Source organism: Pseudothermotoga thermarum DSM 5069 (genome assembly GCF_000217815.1).
GTDB lineage: Bacteria > Thermotogota > Thermotogae > Thermotogales > DSM-5069 > Pseudothermotoga > Pseudothermotoga thermarum.
The window spans coordinates 471,471-492,339 of record NC_015707.1 but is presented as its reverse complement, the minus strand read 5'-3'; the positions used below and the strand labels follow the sequence as shown (position 1 = coordinate 492,339).

General features: G+C 39.9%; 19 protein-coding genes. 7 read left to right on the top strand and 12 right to left on the bottom strand.

Going from position 1 to position 20,869, the window contains the following annotated elements; genetic code table 11:
• Position 1 precedes the first annotated feature (1 nt).
• Positions 2–1,333 carry an ArsB/NhaD family transporter gene (locus tag THETH_RS02495; protein ID WP_013931809.1) on the bottom strand — a complete coding sequence of 444 codons (1,332 nt, stop codon included), beginning with the start codon at positions 1,331–1,333 and terminating at the stop codon, positions 2–4.
• 743 nt (positions 1,334–2,076) lie between these two features.
• On the opposite strand from THETH_RS02495, the gene aroF reads away from it, so the two are divergent.
• From aroF to pheA, 7 genes are read left to right on the top strand one after another with little or no spacing between them, the layout of a single operon-like run.
• Positions 2,077–3,090, top strand: a complete 1,014-nt coding sequence (gene aroF, locus THETH_RS02490; RefSeq protein WP_013931808.1) for a 3-deoxy-7-phosphoheptulonate synthase — start codon at positions 2,077–2,079, stop codon at positions 3,088–3,090.
• Positions 3,091–3,103: 13 nt separating this feature from the next.
• Positions 3,104–4,396, top strand: a complete 1,293-nt coding sequence (aroA, locus tag THETH_RS02485) for a 3-phosphoshikimate 1-carboxyvinyltransferase (protein ID WP_013931807.1) — start codon at positions 3,104–3,106, stop codon at positions 4,394–4,396.
• Positions 4,397–4,408: 12 nt separating this feature from the next.
• Positions 4,409–5,275, top strand: a complete 867-nt coding sequence (locus tag THETH_RS02480; protein WP_013931806.1) for a shikimate dehydrogenase — start codon at positions 4,409–4,411, stop codon at positions 5,273–5,275.
• Positions 5,269–6,357 (top strand): chorismate synthase, encoded by a 1,089-nt coding sequence (gene aroC, locus THETH_RS02475; protein ID WP_013931805.1) that lies wholly within the window; start codon positions 5,269–5,271, stop codon positions 6,355–6,357. The genes THETH_RS02480 and aroC overlap by 7 nt, the downstream gene beginning before the upstream one ends.
• Positions 6,354–7,997: a 3-dehydroquinate synthase gene (gene aroB / locus THETH_RS02470; protein ID WP_013931804.1), complete on the top strand. Its 1,644-nt coding sequence runs from the start codon at positions 6,354–6,356 to the stop codon at positions 7,995–7,997. Before aroC ends, aroB begins: the two co-directional genes overlap by 4 nt.
• Positions 7,994–8,431, top strand: coding sequence for a type II 3-dehydroquinate dehydratase (aroQ, locus tag THETH_RS02465; protein ID WP_013931803.1), 438 nt, complete (start codon positions 7,994–7,996; stop codon positions 8,429–8,431). Before aroB ends, aroQ begins: the two co-directional genes overlap by 4 nt.
• A 27-nt stretch (positions 8,432–8,458) precedes the next feature.
• Positions 8,459–10,312, top strand: coding sequence for a prephenate dehydratase (gene pheA, locus THETH_RS02460; RefSeq protein ID WP_013931802.1), 1,854 nt, complete (start codon positions 8,459–8,461; stop codon positions 10,310–10,312).
• A 26-nt stretch (positions 10,313–10,338) separates the two neighbouring features.
• On the opposite strand, the gene trpA is transcribed toward pheA, so the two are convergent.
• The 11 genes from trpA to nadX all read right to left on the bottom strand — a co-directional run bounded on the left by trpA (position 10,339) and on the right by nadX (position 20,825).
• Positions 10,339–11,106: a tryptophan synthase subunit alpha gene (gene trpA / locus THETH_RS02455; protein WP_013931801.1), complete on the bottom strand. Its 768-nt coding sequence runs from the start codon at positions 11,104–11,106 to the stop codon at positions 10,339–10,341.
• Positions 11,103–12,281: a tryptophan synthase subunit beta gene (gene trpB / locus THETH_RS02450; protein WP_013931800.1), complete on the bottom strand. Its 1,179-nt coding sequence runs from the start codon at positions 12,279–12,281 to the stop codon at positions 11,103–11,105. Before trpB ends, trpA begins: the two co-directional genes overlap by 4 nt.
• On the bottom strand, positions 12,278–12,886 hold the full coding sequence (locus tag THETH_RS02445; protein WP_013931799.1) for a phosphoribosylanthranilate isomerase: 609 nt from the start codon (positions 12,884–12,886) through the stop codon (positions 12,278–12,280). Before THETH_RS02445 ends, trpB begins: the two co-directional genes overlap by 4 nt.
• A gap of 1 nt (position 12,887) precedes the next feature.
• The gene (gene trpC, locus THETH_RS02440; RefSeq protein ID WP_013931798.1) at positions 12,888–13,664 is read right to left on the bottom strand and encodes an indole-3-glycerol phosphate synthase TrpC; all 777 of its coding nucleotides are present in this window, start codon (positions 13,662–13,664) and stop codon (positions 12,888–12,890) included.
• 6 nt (positions 13,665–13,670) lie between these two features.
• On the bottom strand, positions 13,671–14,681 hold the full coding sequence (gene trpD, locus THETH_RS02435) for an anthranilate phosphoribosyltransferase (protein ID WP_013931797.1): 1,011 nt from the start codon (positions 14,679–14,681) through the stop codon (positions 13,671–13,673).
• The gene (locus tag THETH_RS02430; RefSeq protein WP_013931796.1) at positions 14,662–15,273 is read right to left on the bottom strand and encodes an anthranilate synthase component II; all 612 of its coding nucleotides are present in this window, start codon (positions 15,271–15,273) and stop codon (positions 14,662–14,664) included. The genes trpD and THETH_RS02430 overlap by 20 nt, the downstream gene beginning before the upstream one ends.
• A complete protein-coding gene (locus THETH_RS02425) occupies positions 15,257–16,582 on the bottom strand; it encodes an anthranilate synthase component I family protein (RefSeq protein WP_013931795.1) in 1,326 nt (441 codons plus the stop codon). Before THETH_RS02425 ends, THETH_RS02430 begins: the two co-directional genes overlap by 17 nt.
• A gap of 324 nt (positions 16,583–16,906) precedes the next feature.
• Positions 16,907–18,151, bottom strand: a complete 1,245-nt coding sequence (locus THETH_RS02415; protein WP_013931794.1) for an MFS transporter — start codon at positions 18,149–18,151, stop codon at positions 16,907–16,909.
• Positions 18,152–18,319: 168 nt separating this feature from the next.
• Complete coding sequence (gene nadC, locus THETH_RS02410; protein WP_013931793.1) at positions 18,320–19,159, bottom strand: carboxylating nicotinate-nucleotide diphosphorylase; 840 nt, start codon at positions 19,157–19,159, stop codon at positions 18,320–18,322.
• A 4-nt stretch (positions 19,160–19,163) separates the two neighbouring features.
• On the bottom strand, positions 19,164–20,075 hold the full coding sequence (gene nadA / locus THETH_RS02405) for a quinolinate synthase NadA (RefSeq protein WP_013931792.1): 912 nt from the start codon (positions 20,073–20,075) through the stop codon (positions 19,164–19,166).
• Positions 20,076–20,084: 9 nt separating this feature from the next.
• Positions 20,085–20,825, bottom strand: coding sequence for an aspartate dehydrogenase (gene nadX, locus THETH_RS02400; protein WP_013931791.1), 741 nt, complete (start codon positions 20,823–20,825; stop codon positions 20,085–20,087).
• Positions 20,826–20,869 lie beyond the last annotated feature (44 nt).

Sequence of the window (20,869 nt, the reverse complement as noted above, 5' to 3'; positions counted from 1 at the left end):
CTCAGAAAAGCAAAGCCAAAGATGAAGCAACTATCGTCACCAAAACGACTGGCAAGGTGTTTTTCACGAAGGTCTTGTTGTCCATTTTTATCCCATAATAGGCTAAGATTCTGGACCACATAAGACCAGCCAAAGCTCCCATCAAAGTTATGTTCCCACCGAGGTTTGAACCTATCACCAAAGCGTATGCGTATTTCAAATTCTCTATGCCCGCAACCTTCATGGCGTTTGCGAAAAGAATCGTCATCGGTTGGTTGATCATCAAATTTGCGGCAAAAGAAGTTATCAAAGCCATTAAAACTGTACCAAGCGCTTGATTTTTGAAATTGATCAAATTTCCAACGTACCTCGTAAGTCCGTACAAATTGAAGATGTACACAAAGACGAAGAATACCAAAACCAATGGGAGTATTTTCCAAGGAACACGTTTGAAAGTTTCAAAGAAGAAAGAAAAGTTTGCAGTGAACTTATCTTTCGAATCACTTGCAAAGCTGCTGGAAAAGATCAAGTTCAACACGGCGTATATCCCGCAGAACACCAGAATCGTTTTCCAAAGTTCAAGGTTGAAAAGATCTCCAAAGGCTAAGAAGCCGAAGAAGATCGCAAAAACAACTACGTTTAGGATCGAGTAATATTTGTTCACAATGTCTTCTTTTGGATCTTCTAACTGTGCGAGGGAAACTGCTTGAGGTATTTGCTTTCTGTAAATCAGAAAGAACATCAAGGTTGAAACGATTCCAGCAACAAGAGTTGGGAGAAGCATGTATTTTGCGTATTCAAAGAATCTCAACGAATAGGCTTGGGCTACTATCACATTTGTTGGATTGCCGATGTAAAAGATCATACTCCACGTGTTCGATGCGAAGAATATGGATATCAAAAAAGGTATTGGGTTTATACCGGAATACCTTGCTATGTAGGCAACGATCGGAGTCAAAGTGAGAGTAACTATGTCATTCGATGTGAATATCGTCATGATCGCTGTGAGAAAGACAAGGTTGAAATAAAGCCTTACGCCGTTCTCTTTACTTGCTAAGACAAGTTTGTAGGCAAAGTACTTTAGAACACCGGACATATCAAGAGAAGTACAAACATAGGCTGAGCCGAAGAAGATGATGAGTATTTGCCATGGCACTATGTTAAACTGAGGCATCAACGCATTTTTCACGGTTGAAATGGAGGCTATGCCAGATATAATGAGCAAAATTAGCACGAGGATTGAAACTCTGGCATAGTCAAGGACGATTTCTTTATTGCGAAACCTTAGCTTCGTTTCCCTCGTCACGAGAAAGATCGTTGCAAAAAACAGATTCAGCGCTATGATCAGTGACACAGCTGTTCCTCCTAGGATGGACGTGTTTACAGTATATGTATATCAGCAATGCGAAACAAGCTCATAAAGAATGGTTTTCATCATGATCATTTGAAAATGAAAAAAGTGTTTCAAAGTGCCACATTCATTTTTCGATTTGAACAAAACCACTGTGTTCTCCAAAAAAAGCATTCGCTTGAAGACACAATTTCAAACTGAGTGTGTTCGAAAAAAGTGCTTGCTTGTTCCAAAAATAAGATATAATCCTTAAAAACACTTCACCGAAGAAGACTCTGTATGAGGAGAAGATATTCACTCAAAAGATTATCCGTGAAGATGATTAAGAATTTGCTGCGACTTATTGAGGATATGGGTGAAGTAATATTTTTGTTGGCGTTTATTAGAAGAGCGTTTCTTTGTCGAGGCTTGTTTGAAACACTTTGATTGATGGGACAATAAGTGTATTCCTGATTTTTCGAACACACTCCTTACAAACTTGACAAATCAAATATTATTTGGTATTTTTTATAAAAATCAACCATCGAAAGGTTGATGATGTTGAAAAGTATAATAGGTTTAATCGTTAATCAAACGAAGAAATTCTTCTACGCCTATTGGTTTAGGGGAATGCCCTCTTCCGGGGTTCCCCTAAAACCTGTTGCCAAATAGGCGTAGGGGAATCCAAGTAAAAGGAAGAGGGCATCCAAAAAAGGATGCCCTCTTTTTTTTAAGCAATTAAACAAACTGGCAAAGGAGGGGTTCGATTGGTCATAGTGATGCGAAAGGACGCAAGTGAAGAGAGTATCAAAAAAGTTTGCAAAACGGTTGAAGAAGCGGGGCTAAAAGTTCATCTTTCAGAAGGAGAGGAGGTGATCATCATAGGTGTAATAGGTGATCGGCGCAAGCTGAACGGTAAAGCTATCGAAGTGATGGAAGGGGTAGAAAAGGTAGTTTATGTGACTGACCCTTACAAGCTTTCAAGCAGACTTTTCAACCCAAAGCCTACAGTGGTCAAAGTTGGAGATGTTGAAATAGGTAAAGAAGAATTCGTTGTGATGGCAGGACCATGTGCCGTGGAAAGCAGAGAACAAACTTTCAAAACAGCGGAATTTGTAAAAAGCTGTGGCATAAAAATCTTCAGAGGCGGTGCGTTCAAACCAAGAACGTCACCGTATTCCTTCCAAGGGTTAGGTTTAGAAGGGCTCAAAATCTTGGCTGAGGTACGTGAGAAATACGGTTTGCTCATCGTCACAGAAGTGATGAGCCCAGAACACGTGAACTTGGTTTCCGAATATGCCGATATCCTTCAAATCGGAGCCAGAAACATGCAGAACTTTGAACTGCTTAAAGCTGTAGGTAGATCGGGGAAACCTGTACTTTTAAAAAGAGGTGTCGCTGCAACGATCGATGAATGGCTTGCTGCTGCTGATTACATAATGAACGAGGGAAACTTTCAAGTTATCCTCTGCGAAAGAGGCATAAGAACTTTTGAGCAAAAAACCAGAAATACCTTGGATCTGAGCGCAGTTGCCCTTGTCAAACAAATAAGTCATCTTCCGGTTATAGTTGATCCAAGCCATGGGACAGGGAGTTCGAAACTTGTGCCGCCGATGAGCAAAGCTGCCCTTGCCGCTGGTGCCGATGGGATTTTGATCGAGGTTCACCCTGAGCCTGAAAAAGCTTTGTCCGACGGCCCGCAGTCCTTGAATTTTGAACAGTTCGCAAAGCTCTGTGAAGATCTCAAAAAAATTGCACCTGCAGTTGGTAGGAAATTCTAGGGAGGGTTCGAAGGTGGATATCTTCGTAGAGGGAAAAGTAAGAGTTGATGGTCAAATAATTCCGCCACCGGATAAGTCTATATCGCACCGAAGTATCATGATCGGTTCTATAGCGGAAGGTACAACTGTTGTAAGGAAGTTTCTTTTTGCGGATGATTGCTTGAGAACGGTGGATTGCTTTAGGAAAATGGGAGTGGAAATCGAGTTCAAAGATCAAGATACAGTTATCGTGAAAGGAAAAGGTTTGAGAGGTTTGAAAAAACCCGAAACAGAGCTTTACGCAGGAAATTCTGGCACCACGATGAGATTACTTTTAGGTATCCTTGCGGGACAAAATTTTGAAGCGGTGTTGACTGGGGACGAATCTCTTTCAAAAAGACCAATGAAAAGGGTTGTTCAACCGCTGAGAATGATGGGAGCGAAAATCGAAGGAAAAGACGACGGAAATTACGCACCACTGATTGTTCGAGGTGGTCAGCTCAAAGGGATTTCTTATAGCTTACCCGTTGCCAGTGCTCAGGTGAAATCGGCTTTGCTCTTTGCCGGTTTGTATGCAGATGGAGAGACTGTAATTTATGAAAAACCAAAAACACGTGATCACACCGAAATCATGCTCAAACATTTTGGAGCAAACGTAGTTATGGGTGATGGTTTTGTAAAAATCACACCGGCTGAAAAACTTTCGGCTTCACAAATAACAGTTCCTGGAGATATCTCATCAGCTGCCTTCTTTATGGTTGCTGCAGCGATAAACGAAGGGTCACAACTGCTTATACGCGACGTTGGGATAAATCCAACAAGAACTGGAATCATAGACATACTAAAGCAAATGGGATGTGACATAAAGATAATGGATGAAAGAATCTGGGGTGGAGAAAAAGTTGCAGACATATTGATTAAAGGTGGAAGACTTAGGGGAATAACCATCGAAAGAGAGATTGTTCCAAGACTTATAGATGAAATCCCCATAATTGCCGTGGCTTGTACGTTTGCCGAAGGCCAAAGTGTGGTAAAAGATGCGAAAGAACTTCGTGTAAAAGAAAGCGACAGGATAAAGGCTATAGTTTACAATTTGAGAAATCTTGGAGCAGAAGTTGAAGAACTTGAAGATGGTTTTGTGATAACAGGTGGCAAACCGCTGAAACCGGCGGAATTGGACAGTTTTAACGATCACAGAATAGCCATGGCGATGGCGGTAGCCGCGATCTCAATCGATGGTAGGTCAAAGATCAAAAATGCAGACTGTGTGGCCATCTCTTTCCCAAACTTCTTTCAAATGCTCAAAAGTGTTTGCAAGCAAATTTGAAGGTGATCTAACATGAAAAGCAAAAAATTACCAGAATTAGCCGTAATAGGTTGGCCTTTGGAAAAAACTTTTTCTCCGATAATTCAAAACGCAGCTTTGAAAACCATTGGATTTGATTGGAAATACGAAGCCATCCCTGTTCCCCCAGAGTGTTTGAGCGAATTTTTCAAAGAAGCAGCTGGACAAATGGTGGGATTCAATGTCACCATTCCCCACAAAAACAAAGTTTTTGAGCTTTGCGATGTGAAAAGTCCTTTTGCTAAAATTTGTCAAGCTGTCAACACTGTTGTGTTCAAAAAAATGGTTTCAATCAAAGCTTTTGGTTACAACACCGATGGGCCAGCTTTGATAAAAGCGCTTAGGATTCGTAAAAGAAATTCAATTAATTCTGCTCTGATTCTTGGAGCCGGTGGTGCGGCTTCAGCTGCGGTTGCATCGATTTTACTCCTTGGGGCAAAACACATCTTTGTGGCAAACAGAACCTTACAAAGAGCACAGGAACTTGTTGATCACTTCGCCAAACTTTTTCCAAAATCGAATTTTGAGATCTTGAATCTTGATGAGAAACAAATAATCGATATTTTAAAGCAAGTCGAAATTGTGATCAACTGTTTGCCCGAAGGAGCGGCGGCTTTGCTTGAAGGTTGCTTTTCAGAAAATGGCAGAGGGAAAGTTTTTTGTGATTATTCCTACAGTGAAAAACCAACACTATTGTATTCAAGAGCAAAAGGGCTTGGTTATACAACGATAAGCGGGATTGAGATACTTGTGTGGCAAGGTGCTTACGCTTTTGAGATTTTCACAAACCGCAAATGTCCTGTTGAGGAAATGATAGATTCTTTGAAAGAAAGAATAGGAAGTTGGTGGTTGGAATGTTGAGGTTTTTGACCGCGGGTGAATCACATGGCCAAGGATTGGTCGTCATCCTGGAAGGTATGCCAGCTGGTATTGAAGTAAACGAAGAAGAACTTTCAAAGGAACTTTCTCGAAGAAGAAAAGGATACGGAAGAGGAGCGAGGGCAAACATAGAGAAAGATGATTTTTCAATTGTTTCAGGTGTTCTGAACGGTAAAACCACGGGCGCCCCGATATGCGTTTTAATCCCAAACAAGGATTACGAAAACTGGAAGGGTAAATACGTCCCCATATACGCACCAAGACCGGGACATGCCGATTTTCCTGGCATGATCAAATATGGTTTTGAAGATTGCCGCCCGATTGCAGAAAGAGCAAGCGCTAGAGAAACTGCAGCGAGAGTCGCATGCGGATACTTTGCCAAAAAACTTCTTCAAAAAGAAGGGATAAAAATTTTCAGCTGGGTTGTGAGTATAGGAGAAATAGAGGCAAACCTTCCACCAATTGAAGAACGCATGAGCAAAGTAGACGTTGTTGAAAAACTTTTTCAACTTGCAGAACTTTCGGAGGTTCGATGCCCAAATTTGGAAGATTCAGAAAGGATGAAAAAACTGATTGATCAAGCAAAAGAAAAGGGAGATACCTTGGGAGGAATTTTTGAAGTTGCAGTTGTTGGAGTACCTGTAGGATTGGGGAGCCATGTTCACTGGGACAGAAGGTTGGATGCACGTCTGGCCGCATCCATAATGAGTATACCCGGGGTGAAGGGAGTCGAAATTGGGCTTGGATTTCAACTTGCAAAACTTTTTGGAAGTGAAGCACACGACCCAATTCAAAAGCCAAAACGACCAACCAACAAGGCTGGAGGAATTGAGGGGGGAATCAGCAATGGAGAAATCATTTTCATCAGAGCAGCTATGAAACCCATACCGACGTTGGCAAATCCTTTACCGTCGATAGACGTTAGAAACGATCAACCATGCCCTGCACATGTTGAACGATCCGACGTTTGCGCAGTTGGATCGGCAGCGGTTGTAGCAGAAGCTATGGTTGCTCTTGTTCTTGCCGATGCACTTTTGGAAGTTAAAGGAGGAGATAGGTGGTGAAAAAAAGCGTAGTTTTGTGCGGTTTATCCGGTAGCGGAAAGACAACTGTTGGAAAAATTCTTGCGGAAAAACTGGGATGGTTTTTCATCGATACAGATCAACTAGTTGAAGATACAACCTCTATGGATATTCCAAAGATATTCCAAATTTACGGTGAGGAAGGTTTTAGGCAATTTGAGAAACAGATGGTGGAAAAAGTTTGCAAGCTTCAAAATGTCGTGATATCCATTGGGGCAGGTGCCGTCACGAAGAATGAAAACGTTGATCTTTTGAAAAAGAATTGTGTAGTGGTTTTCCTCAATGCTCCGATAGACATTCTTGTGGCACGACTTGAGAATGATTCATCAAGACCTCTTCTCAATTCTGCAAATACATCTGAAAAGAGGAACAAACTTGAAGTTCTTCAAAAACAACGAGAACCGATTTACAGACAAATAGCCGATATCACTGTGGATGCGAGCTTGCAACCCGAGAAAATAGCACGGGAAATTGCTAGAAAACTGGAAAGCTACGGATTGGAGGAAAGAAATTTAGACATTGAAGGGGAAATCATAACTGTAAAAACTCAAACCACAAGTTATAACGTTAGAATAGGATACAACATAACAAAAGATTCCGTGATCGACTTTTTGAAAAAAAGAATGCCTTCAAAAGTTGCGGTTGTAACCAACCCTCTTTTGAACCAAATCATTGCAAAGAAAATGGTAGAAGAATTGAACAAAGAAGGGATCGAGTCATACGTGATATTGATAGAGGACAGTGAAGAGAGAAAATCACCGGAAACTTTGTTTAAGATAATAGATGAATTTGCAAAATTTGGCTTGGATCGAGAGTCGTTTGTTGTCGCCGTTGGCGGTGGAGTAATAGGGGATGTGACAGGCTTTGCGGCTGCCATATACATGAGAGGGATAAAATGGATTTATGTCCCCACGACAATGCTTGCCCAAGTTGATTCGAGCATAGGAGGAAAGGTTGCAGTTAACTATGGAGAGAAAAAGAATTTTCTTGGGTCCTTCCATCAACCGAGTTTTGTGGTGACAGACACAAAGTTTTTGGAAATATTACCCAATGAAATTTTCACCGAAGGGTTGGCGGAAGTCGTTAAATCAGCCGTAATCGATGGAAAAAAGTTTTTCAACTATTTGGCTCAAAACGTTTCAAAAATCCTTGAAAGAGATCCAAAAGTGGTTTTTGACGTGGTTTCTTTCTGCGTAAAATTGAAAGGGAAAATCGTAGAACAGGATGAAAAGGACTTAGGACTTAGAATGGTGTTGAACTTAGGACATACCTTTGGTCATGCAATAGAAGCTTGTTTGAATTACCAAATAAGCCACGCAAAGGCAGTCTCAGTTGGCCTTGTTTTAGAAACAATGCTTTCACACTTGATGGGGTATGCCGATCTTTCAACAAAAGATCGTATAGAGAATGTTTTGAACTCCCTTGGGCTTCCGACCTCTCCAAGACAAATAGAGCTATCGAGCGTAAGAGATCTTTTGAAATACATGAAATTCGACAAAAAAGCTGCTCGTGGGAAATTGAGATTTACCATACCTTTTAAAATAGGGGATGTCAGGGTAATTGAATGTGACCCTTCTGAAGTAAAGAATTTGATCGAGCAAATGGAGGGAGTTTTATCATGAACATATTGGTGATCCATGGACCGAATTTGAACTTGTTGGGCATCAGGGAACCTCATGTTTATGGAAGAACAACTCTTGAAGAGATCAACCAAATGATACAAGAAAGGGCAAGACAAAGAAATGTAACTGTGAAGATTGTTCAATATTCTTCAGAAGGCGATATCATCGACGAAATTCATCGCGCGAGGGAATGGGCTGACGGTATAGTCATAAATCCAGGCGCTTATACCCATTACAGCATAGCGATAAGGGATGCTTTGAGTGCCGTTAACCTTCCCACGGTTGAAGTCCACATTTCAAACATATTCAAAAGAGAAAAATTTCGACACAAGTCGGTGATAAGCCCGGTTGTGGATGGAGTTATAAGTGGCCTTGGATATCTTGGATACCTTTATGCCATCGATTATCTTGTGGATCGGAAAAAGCTTGGCTAAATCAAAAGCCTCCAGGAGGTTTGTTGCATGAAAATCTTGATCTACGGTGTTGGAAAAATGGGATCTTTTTTCAAAGATTTTTTTATCCAACGTCAGTACTTTGTGAAAGGTTTTGACGTTGATCCTTCAAAAAACGAAGTTGAAGATATCTCAGATTTCGATGTGATTTTTGTTTGTACACCGATGGGACAAATAAAAAAAGCGCTTGAACACATCAAAAAGGATACGAGAAAGAACCCGCTCTTGGTGGATGTTGCCTCGGTGAAAGGCTTTTCCGTGCCTTTGTTCAAAGAAAGCGGTTTTGATTTTCTCAGTGTTCATCCTTTGTTTGGTGATGAGGCCAATGTATCTCTATCGCACTTGATAATCGTAGAAGAATCGCAGAGAGAGGAAGCATGGCAAATAATTGAAGAGTTTAAAAAAGAAGGAGCTTTGATAACCAAGCTTTCCTGCGAGGAACATGACAAGCAGATGGCGAAGATACAGGGAATAAGTCATTTCCTTTTGCTTTGTTTTGCCAGCGTTTACGAGGATATGGGTTTTTCGACCAGAATTTACAAAGCTTTGGCAAAACTGGCTGCAAGAGTTTTGAAAGAAAATTGGGAAATGTACCATCTGATTCAGAAAAACGCGGAAGAACACAGAAAGCAGTTTGTGGAAAAAATACTTGAATTCAACAAAGCCTTTGAGGACAAGACAATGTTTGAAAAGATATTTCTCGATTTAAGAAACAAATTGAATGATTCCGCTTTTAGCGGTTTAATGCTTGAACTTTCAAAACTGAACGAGGATTATTCAAATTTGCAGGAGATGAGGTATGCGATAAGCGTTATAGACGAAGTTATTCTAAGGTTGATTGAGAAAAGAGTTGAAATTGCAAAAAAGATAGCTATTAAGAAAATGGAACTACAGGAAACAATAGAAAATACAGAGGTAGAAGAAGAAAAACTTGCAAAAATTGCTCGCAAAACCAAGTTGAACTCTTGGGAAGTTGAGAAAATATTTCGTCAGATAATGGATGTCACAAAGGCTGAGGAATATTCTCTGTTTGGTATAAAAAAGACAATTGCTTTGATTGGACCGAAAGGTAGCTTTAGCGATGAAGTTGCGGTGAAACTTGTTGGATCAAGACTGCCGCTCAAATACTACACAAACGTTGAAGAAGTGATGAAAGCCGTTGAAAATAAAGAAGCAGATTATGGAATTGTACCGATAGAAAACACGATTGGTGGAACGGTTATTCCAACCCTCGATGCGCTGATGCTTCACGATGTTGAAGTATTTGGTGAAACAAAACTTGAGGTGAATCACTGTCTTGTAGCAAAGAAACCAATTGATTTTAAAAACATAAAGTACATATATTCACATCCACAGGCGGTGAGTCAGTGCATGAATTTCATAACCAACTACCTTCCTCACGCTGAGATAAGGTATACTTCTTCCACAAGCGATGCGGCAAAAGTGCTTGACGATTTTTCGGCAGCCATCATGTCGGAGAATGCAGCCAAACTCAACAAATTGCAAGTGTTGAGAAAGGGCATTCAAGACCTTCAGGAAAGAAACATCACCCGATTTTATTTGATAAGAAAAAGAACAGGAAACACTGTAGGAAAGATAACTTCACTCTTTTTCGCAGTTGAAAACAAGCCAGGTGCTTTGAAGAAAGTTCTCGATATCTTTTACGCTAAAGGATTTAACTTGAGAAAACTTGAATCACGGCCCTCAAAGATACTTCCAGGTGATTACGTGTTCTTCACCGAGGTAGAAGCCAACTTGAGCGACGAAGATATTAAAGAGTTGAGGCAGCTAACTACTTTCTATAGAATCGTTGGAAGATTTGATGAGATTTCCAAACTTGATGCTTTCTCGCTTGAAGGATGAAGAAGGGGGGACTTTAACTCCCCCTGTCAATTTTTCAAAACATACCTAATTTCCTTTAAGAAATTCTCAAGCTGTTCTTTACCCTCATCCATTTTCGCAATTATTGCGCTTCCGATGACAACTCCGTCAACAAGGTCTTTGATCTTCAAAACATCGTTTGTATTTTTAATACCAAAACCAACCACCAACGGAGTGGTTGTAACTTTCCTGAGCTCCTTAAGAAAAATGTGAAGTTTGTCATCCATCTCTCCTTTAAAGCCTGTTACACCTTTTCTCGATACGCAGTAAAGAAAACCTTGACTTTTGATTGCTATCGTTTTTGCCCTTTCAAGAGAAGATACAGAAACAAGATCTATGTAAACTACATGATGCTTGTCAGCAGCTTGCCTGAATTGAAAACTCTCCTCATAAGGTACATCCGGAATTATTATTCCATCAACTCCGTTCAACTCACAAAGTTTGTAAAAGTTATCCTCGCCCATTCTGTGAACAAGGTTGGCATACAACATCAACACGATCGGTTTATCTTTCTTGATGTGACCTAAGCTTCTGAAAAGGTCGTTCAACTTGACACCTTCTGAAAGAGCTTTAACCGATGCTTTTTGAATTATCTCGCCATCTGCTATTGGATCTGAGAATGGAAAACCTATTTCCAAAATGTCAACGTAAGAATAAACAATGTTTATGAAATCCAACGTTTCAACGAACGATGGATAGCCAAACGTGACATAACCGATGAACGCTTTTTCGCCTTTTTCTTTAAGTTGGTCAAATTTTTCCTCTATCAAGTTCATACTTCATCACCTTTCCACTTAAGTACAGTGTTAATATCTTTATCCCCTCTTCCAGACAAATTGACAATCACAACATCTGAAGGTTTAAAAAATCCCGCCTTAGCTCTTTTTATGACTTCCGCTAAAGCATGACTACTTTCAAGTGCAGGAATTATTCCCTCCAACCTTGTTAAAAGCAGGAAGGCTTCTACCGCTTCTTCATCACGAATCCCAACGTATTCAACTCTCCCAATCTCTTTTAAATAAGCGTGCTCAGGTCCAACTCCAGGATAGTCAAGACCAGCTGAAATGGAATGGGTAATCTGAATTTGTCCTTCTTCATCCTGTAGAACGTACGTTTTTGCTCCATGTAAAATCCCAACAGAACCACTGCAAAGAGTGGCGGCAGTTCTCTTTGTTTCAACTCCTTCACCCGCCCCCTCAACTCCGACGAGTTTCACCTGCGGATCATCTATGAACGCGGAAAAAATTCCTATCGCATTCGATCCTCCTCCAACACAGGCAAATACATAGTCGGGAAGCCTTCCTTCCAATTCAAGTATTTGTTGTTTTGCCTCTCTTCCAACTACACTTTGAAAGTATTTCACTATCGTTGGAAACGGATGTGGCCCAGCCGCCGTACCAAAGACGTAGAAAGTGTACTCAAAAGTTTCGCTCCAATCGCGCATCGCTTCGTTTATGGCATCCTTCAAAGTTTTACTTCCCTTGCTGACGATTCGCACCTTGCTTCCAAGCATCTTCATCCTTTGAACGTTGTGAAATTGTCTTTTTGCATCTTCCTCACCCATGAATATCTCACACTCCATACCGAACAGTGCAGCGACTGTAGCGGTTGCAACACCATGTTGTCCTGCACCGGTTTCAGCAATCAATCTAGTTTTTTTCATGTACTTTGCAAGTAAAGCTTGTCCAATGCAATTGTTGATTTTGTGAGCTCCAGTGTGGTTCAAATCTTCCCTTTTTAGGTAGATCTTTACGTTGAGATAGTTGCTTAAGTTTTTCGCGTAATAAAGCGGAGAAGGTCTACCAACATAGTATTTGAGATAATAATTGTACTCGTTTAGAAAATCCTCTCTGTTTATAAGTTCGCAGAACTGTTTTTCGATTTCCAAAAGTGCTGGCATCAACGTTTCAGGTGCGTACATACCACCAAATCTTCCAAAGTACCTGTTCATCCTAATCCCCCATTTCTCAAAGGTTTTACGCGCTCAATTATGCCTTTCATTTTCTTATAATCTTTTAGGCCGTTGGTTTCTATACCGGAACTGATGTCTATTCCCACAGGGCTCAAAGCCAAAAATTTGTCCAAATTTTCCAAAGTTATTCCGCCGGCGATAATGTAAGGAAACTTCGCAAGTTTGGCTATTTGTGTTATGTCCAAATCGCTACCTTTTGGTCTGTCAAGAAGTACAAAGTTTACCAAATTCACGTATTTTTCGGCCTTTCTCAAATCTTCCTCAGAACTTATCTCCACAGCTTTGATGACGCTTACACCTTCTTGCCTTAAAAATTTCACGTATTCAAGGTCCTCTTCACCATGTAGTTGCACAAAATCCAAACCCAAACGTTTGGCGATTTTTAGAACATCAAACACACTTTGGTTTTTAAATACCCCAACGGCTTTTATAAAATTACCTTTAACTTTAAGAATTTTTTCTGCAAGTTCTACATCCACTTTTCTTGGACTTTCTGCAAAGATTAAGCCGATCATATCCGGAAAAAGTTTGTTACACATTTGGATATCTTCAATGCGCTTTAGCCCACAGAATTTCACCAACATATCATTCACCCACTATGTCAAGTGGGTTACACGATCTCATGAAAGCCGTGCCTATCAAACACCCATCGACACCAAGTGATCTTATGTAACGAAAATCTTGTTTCGTTTTGATACCACTTTCGCTTATCACAACTATTTCCTTTGGGATATACTTCAACAACCTCTCAGTTTTTCTCACATCGACAGTCAAGTCGTTCAAATTTCTGTTGTTTATGCCTATTACCTTTGCTCCTGCCTTCAAAGCTTTTTCGATCTCACTTTCATTTTCAACCTCAACCAGCGGCACAATGTTGAGAAATTCAAAGGTTCTTATGTACCTCGACAGCTCATCATCGGAAAGTGCCTTTGTAATGAGTAATGCCGCATCAGCATTCAAAAGTTTGGTTTGGTAAACCTGCCATAGATCGATTATGAACTCCTTTCGAAGAACCGGTATAGAAACAGTCTGCTTGATTTGAATCAAATCTTCCTCCGAACCGTTGAAAAACTTGTGGTCAGTTAACACTGAAACGGCGAAAAATCCCAAAGTCTCGTAGGTCTTTGCCAAGTTTTTTACATCCACCTTATCGTTGATAACACCCTCCGAAGGAGACGATCTTTTTATCTCACCAATCACGTAGAACTTCTCTCTTTTGTAAATTTCCTTGAATTTGTTTTGCCCAAAATCGTTACTTGCTTTTTCAAATGCAATTTTCTCGATCTCGATAATTGGTAGAAGTTGTTTGAACTTTTCCACTTCCTGCCTTTTGTGTTTCAAGATTTTCGCCAGAACACTCATCGTTCTTCACCCTCTTGGTTTGTAGAATGTCAAAAGGTCTTTGAGCTTTGATTTAGCTTTTCCAGTTTCGATCATTTTTGAGGCAAGGCTTATTCCCTCTTGAACATCTCTTGCCAGTTCGCAAATGTACAAAGCCAGTCCACAGTTCAACACGACCGCCCAAAAGTACGGTGACTTTTCTTTTTCAAAGATTTTCAAAAGAATCTTTGCATTTTCCTCTGGCGTAGAACCTTTGATAGCTTCGATCTCAAAGTTGATCCCAAAATCCTTTGGATCAAGGTTATACTCTTTTATCTCATCGTTTACCACCTCCAATACCCTTGTTTTTTGGCAAACGGAAACTTCGTCTAAACCATCGAAGCTATGCACAACAGCAGCCCTTTTTCTTCTTCCTCTCAATATTGCCGCCACCTTGTCTTGAACCTCAAAACTGAATGTTCCAACAATTTGATAGTTCAACGAAACGGGATTCAGAAGTGGACCAAGGATGTTGAAAACTGTTCTTATCCCAAGTGCTTTCCTAAGGTTAGCCACCTTTTTCATCGCCGGATGATAAAGTGGTGCGAACAAGAAGGCAAAGTTGTGTTTCTCAAGGCCTTCCAAAATTCTTTCTTCATCGGCAAATATGTCGATGCCAAGTTTTTCCAGAACATCGGCAGAACCGGATTGGCTTGTAACACTTCTGTTTCCATGTTTTGCAACTTTAACATCAAAACAGCTTAAAACAATCGCCGAAGCGGTTGAAATGTTGAAAGTACCCTTTCCATCCCCACCGGTTCCACAGGTATCAACAGTTAAAGGATGATGATAGTTAAGTTTTCGGGCTTTTTCGTAAAAGGCATCTATGAAGGCAAGAATTTCATCCACGGTTTCACCTTTTGTTTTTAAAGCCGCAAGAAAAGCACCAAATTTTATCTCATCTAGTTCTTGGTCCAGGATAGTATCTATAATTCGTCTCACAGATTCGTAATCAAGATTCTTCCTGTTTGTCACCGCTTCAAGCGCTTCGGTGAGCATGCATCTTTACCCCCTCGTAACAAATTTCGAGAAAATTATCAATGATCGTTTCGCCAACTGTGGTGAGTATTGACTCTGGGTGAAACTGTATTCCGTAGATTTTGAGTTTGTCGTTCACAAGAGCCATTATTTCCTCATCTTCACTGACTGCGGCAATCTTGAGTTTCTTCAAAGAAGCAGATTTCTCAACAACAAGTGAGTGGTATCGACCTGCAGAAAATGTTTCAGGAACCGATTTGAACAAACGACTTTTCTTGCCAGCTTCTAACAACCTGATTTGCGACTTCATGCCATGGTAAATCTCTTTTGCGTGAACAATTTTGCCGTCGAAGCACTCTCCAATGACTTGATGACCAAGGCATACACCAAGAATTGGAATGATTCCAGCAAAATTCTGAACAACCTCCTTGCTTATTCCCGCGTCTTTTGGACTACCTGGACCAGGTGAGATCACTATACCAGATGGTTTAAGTTTTCTTATTGTGTCAATTGAAATTTTGTCGTTTCTGAACACAACCACCTTCGTTTTGACGGCAATCATTTGATAAAGATTGAAAGTAAACGAATCGTAGTTGTCAATGAGCAATATCATCCTCGTTCACCCCCATCACGGTGAAGAATGCCCTTAGCTTTGTCAGGCATTCTTGATATTCGTTTTCCGGTATTGATAAGTTCACAATTCCTGCACCACTTTGAAGCCGAAAAACGTTGTTTTCCTTGTTTTTAATAGCCATCCTTATCGCTATCGCTAAGTCAAACTCGTCTTTGAAGATGTAACCAATCGCCCCACCATAAAGGCCTCTTCTTTGCTTTTCGTATTTTTCAATCAATTGCATTGCTCTAACCTTTGGTGCACCGGTGAGCGTACCTGCTGGAAAGGTAGAAAGTATAACCTTTGTAATACTTTTTTCCTCAAGCTCTCCACAGACAACCGAATACACGTGTATGAGGTTGTAAAGTTGCTTTATCTTCAGATATTCTTCAACTTTTACGCTTCCAGGTTTGGATATTCTTCCAAGATCATTTCTTGCCAAATCTACGAGCATGACGTGTTCACTCATCTCCTTCTTGTCAGTCAAAATTTCCAGCTTTTTTTGCTCGACATCATCCTGAGGTTTTATTCGGTAAGTTCCGGCTATGGGAAAGGTTTTTACGATGTTGCCCTTCTTCGTCAAAAGTGTCTCAGGAGAGAAGCATATAACTTGTCTGTTGTTCTCGTTTATCACAATGCTGTATTCTGAGGGATTTATCTTTCTCATCTGGTAAAACAATTGGCTGGTGGATATATCACTTTCGACCAAAACTATTTGAGAAAGAACAATTTGAAAGATTTCGCCGTTTCTGATATCTTCTTTTGCTTGTTTGACGATATCTATGTAGTAATCCTTTGGCGTAGCATAAATCACCTTACTTTTGCACTTTGAAACACTTTCAGAATACTTTTCTAATTTCAAAAAATCAGTTTCTTTCACCCTTTCAAGCGTTATAAACTCACACAAACCAGAGGTTTTGTCAAACAAAAGGTTTTTCCCATAAAGATCAACGATTATGCATGGTTCATCAGTTGAATAAATGTCCTCAAGCAAATTCACTGCGTCGTAGTTGAACTGACATACAACAAAGGCATTTTTTTCTATCAAAAAATCCAAAATCTGGTCAAAAATTGATAGTGGATCATCGTGAATGACTTTTTTCTTCTCTTGACTACTAATTTCTATCCTGTCTTGAAAAACCAGGACACGAAGTAATTTGTCCATACACAAAGCCTTTAACTTGGATGATTCGAAGAAGAAAAATTCAGTATTCAAACGATCAAAATCGATATTTGCAACATCACAATTTTCAATGTAACAGGATTTAAATGATGGTAAGTTGATTTCTAAACCGCTCAGTTTCAACATAACACCAACACCTCGACTTACAAGTTTTCACAGATCATCCACGCCTTACAAAAAAAGGAGGGCATCCCTTTTCTGGGATGCCCTCCTTTTTTACGAAGTCCCCTAAAGCTTTTTACAAGATCAACGTGGCTTTAGGGGAACCCTTCAAGGAGGGCATCCCCCAAAGCCACCACCAGTTTACACAAACAACATCAAAGAAACTATTTGATCTGTCAAAACTATCAAGACTATTCAAGGCATCGAAACCCCCGAATTTTGTTTGACATATTTTACAACGAGAAAAATAAGCTGTCAAGCCTATGAAAAATTTGAATATCGAAAAGCTTAGTTAGATTCCTTTCTAGGATCAGTTATGAAAACCGTCAAAAACACCAATGAAACTAAGCCAAAAACCGATGCCAAGATAAAGGCAAAGGAGTAATCGAATTGGTCTATCAAAAGACCGATTATTAAAGGAGCCGTGAAGGAAACAAGTGAAAGAATGAAGTTTTGAATCCCAATGTAAAGCTCCTTTTTTCTTTTCCTTGAAAGCAAATCCATAGTTAAGGCCAAACCGTTAACGTCCGCCGAACTGTATTCCACCCCAAAAAGCAGAAAAACAAAATAAGCTTTTGACAAACTATCACAGATTAACAAGATAAAAAGGGCAAAAAGTTGAGCAATTTTACCCACGATCAAACTGAATTTGTGTCCAAGTTTATCTCCCAAAAAGCCAAGCAAAAAGGCCGAAATAGCCTGTGAAATCAGCAACAAAGCCGTGAATTCCGCAACCCTATAATCATCCAGTGAAAGTTTTTTGCCAAGATAAATCACCGCAAAACTGTTGACGCTGATACCAAAAAACGTTATAGTTCTCTCTATCAAGTAATTTCTATAATTTTTATTCCTAAGTCTGGTCTTTATCGATGCAAAATAATTTCGTATCTGAAAGTTTTCCCCGTTAACTGTTCTATCCGGTATTTCTCTGTTAAGGGATAAAAAAATGTGGGAAATCGAAAAAAAGATCCAAGCGCACAAGAAGCTGTATCCAAAACCGTTTGGAAAACCGTGATTTTGCAACAAATGTCTAACAAAAGCAGCACCTGCTGCTCCTGCCACTGCCCCCACCCCTGTCCCAATCGCCAAAACTGCCCCACGCTTGTTTCGATCTATGACCTTCTCTATCATTCTCACCCAAGAAGGCGTCGAAAACCCCATCGAAAACATTGAAACTGCAAGCAAGCTAATTACCAAATACAAAGAAAGTCTTGGATTTGTGTTCGCAAGGAAAAAGCTGATCAAAGCTATGAAAAGGTATGGAAGCCTTTCAAAGAATGCGACGCGAACTATTAAATCACGCTTTACTGCGTATTCTTCTGCAATCTTGGCTCCCAGCAAAGCCGGTAAACCCCATCCCAGACTTGCTATAGCTGGTATCAAACCAACCTCGAAATTGCTGGCACCCAAGTTTTTAATGTAAACAGGCAGCACGGTGGAGATTGATGCCATAGCCATACCGAGGTTGAAAAAGATCATATCCATGGAATTGACAAAAAAATTCCAACTGTAATCTTTTTTAGTGATTCGCATAATTAAAACCTTCCTTTAGAGTGCCTTCCCAGGGGTTGGGAAGTCAAAAAATCTGAGCAAATTAAGAAAGGGGGCAAAAAAGACCAATAGTAATATTAACAAAAAACTTGTAATTAGTCAAGCTGATGTCCATGATAACGAAAAGGATAAAACTGCAAAAAAAGTATTTCACAAAGAATCTACAACTTCAAGGGAAAAGTCAACGTACCTGATCTCGCTGGTTAATCTTCCAATCGATATAACATCCAGGTCAGGGCAAAGGTATTCTTCCACAGTTTCTTCATTTATACCACCGGATGCTTCAACCAAAATCTTAGGATTTCTGGATTTTATCCTTCTGGCAAGCTCTTTGACCTTTTCAGGAGGAAAGTTGTCAAGCATGATTATATCAACCTCAGATTCTATGGCTTCTTCCAGTTCTTCCTCAGCTTCAACTTCTACTTCAATCTTTTTGGTGAATGAAACAAGTTTTCTTATCTCTTCCACGGCTTTGGAAATTGAACCATAAAGTTTTTTATGGTTGTCTTTTATCATGATCGTTTCAAAAAGATTCCATCTGTGGCTGTCACCACCACCATGGATAACAGCCAACTTTTGCAACTCTCCAACAAAAGGCAGAACTTTTCTAGTCGCAGCTATTTTCGTGTTGTAACCAAGTTTTCTAATCTTTTGAACAAGTTGGTAAGTTCTGGTCGCTGTCGCCGACATAATAGAAAGGATATTCAAAAAAGTGCGCTCACAAACAAGCAAATCATATGCACAACCTTTGATGTTACCTACAACACCACTACTTGTAAGTTGACCATCCCTCACTTTGAAAAGTGTCTCTAAGCAAAATTTCTTGGAAAGCAGTTCTATTATCTCTATCCCAGAAACGACGACATTGTCTTCTTTGAGCAATATCTCTGCTTTAGCGACCTTATTTTTCAATGGATAGGAAGCTGGATCGAAAAAATTTTCATCTTTTGCTATCCATTTACAAAGTTCATCGATCAATTCACCGTACATACTTTCACCGGCTCATTTCGAGCATTTTTTGAACCAAATAAGAAAGTTTTTCGGCCTGCGTTTTTTCAACGTTTATTTCAAACTGATCGTTTTGCAAAGCTTTATAAACGTTCTTGAGATTGTTCTTTTTCATGTTGTAGCAAAGCATTGAATTTACGCCATAGAATTTCTTGTTGGGATACAGAGCTTTTAACCTGTCCACCATGCCTTTTTCGGTGACAATTATGAATTCCTTGGATTCATCCAAGGCAACAAACTTTTCCATCTGAGACGTACTTCCAACGTAATCTGCAATAGTCCTCACATCTTTGGGGACTTCAGGATGAACGACCACCTTTGCCTTTGGGTAAAGATTTTTCAACCTCAAAACTTGCTGCAGAGTAACGTAATTGTGCACATAACAATAACCTGTTTCTCCAGGGACTGGGATAACCTTTTTGCCAGTTTTTTCAGCAACGTAATTTGCCAAATTCTTATCTGGGCCAAACAGTATGACGTCTGAATCTATCTTGGAAACCACTTCAACGGCATTTGCAGATGTACATAAATAATCGGCATATTGTTTTGCTTCAAGTGTGCTGTTTACATAGATGACAAAAGGTGCACCATATTTTTTCTTAGCTTCCAATATCATTTCTGGCTCCAAAGAGTTAGCCATAGGACAAGTGGCGGTTCTAACCGGGACAATAACCTTCTTATCGATGTTTAAAGCTTTTACCATTTCCGCCATAAAGTCAACGCCTAAAAAAAGTATTTTATCCATCTCAATTTTCCTTGCCATTTGTGCGAGCTGAAGCGAATCTCCTACAAAATCTGCTATTTGTTGAAGATCATATAACTGATAATTGTGAGCCAAAACAACGTAACCCTTCTCTTTGGCCAATTTCTTGATATCCTCAATTGATATGTTTATCATTGCTCAAAGTTATCCTCCCACAATAAATTTTTGATACCTTTTTCTAAGACTTGCCACAAGCGATAATGGGGCCAAATAACTGGTTTTTGGGTTGGGAGATGGAAGATTTTCATGGATAATGTGATACTTTCCAACTGACGAATCAACGAATATCTCATGTTTGTTCATCTTCAAACTTGGGTCAGCTATTATCTTCACTTTTAATTTCTCCAAATTACCAATGGCAAGCAAGAGCGTCACAGCGACGTTCACATTTTGTGGAAATCTTTTTATCGCTTCGCAAGCATTTCCTTCGAAAATCAAAGTCTCAAAGTTTACCTCTATCCCAAAAGCCTTTGGTGGTTTCCGCAGAACAAGTGTGACTTCAAAGATTTTATCCTTGACAGCATTAACAATGTCAAGCCCACCTATGGCTCCTGAAGGAATAAAAACTCTGCAGCGACTGTCCTGAAGCTTTCTCAAAAATTCTTTCAAAAAGTCTTCGTCTGCGAATGCCCCTGAGCTCATTATGTAGAAGTCCTTTTCAGATTTCAAAACATCAAACGCGTATTTTTTTACGGCATCTACGCTGGCACATTCGACAACAATATCCGCGTCATCCGGTACGCAAAAAGGTTCTATTTTAACGGCGTTTAACCCCGTTTCCTTCACGTCAAAATAGTATGCCTTTTCAATAAGATCTTTTAACTCCCCCAAAACTATGTGTGCTATATTGCCTCCGCCGATGAAAAAAACCTTACAACCTTTCATCTGCTCACCCCAAGGAAAATAATAATCTGAAAACTTTTTGCTAT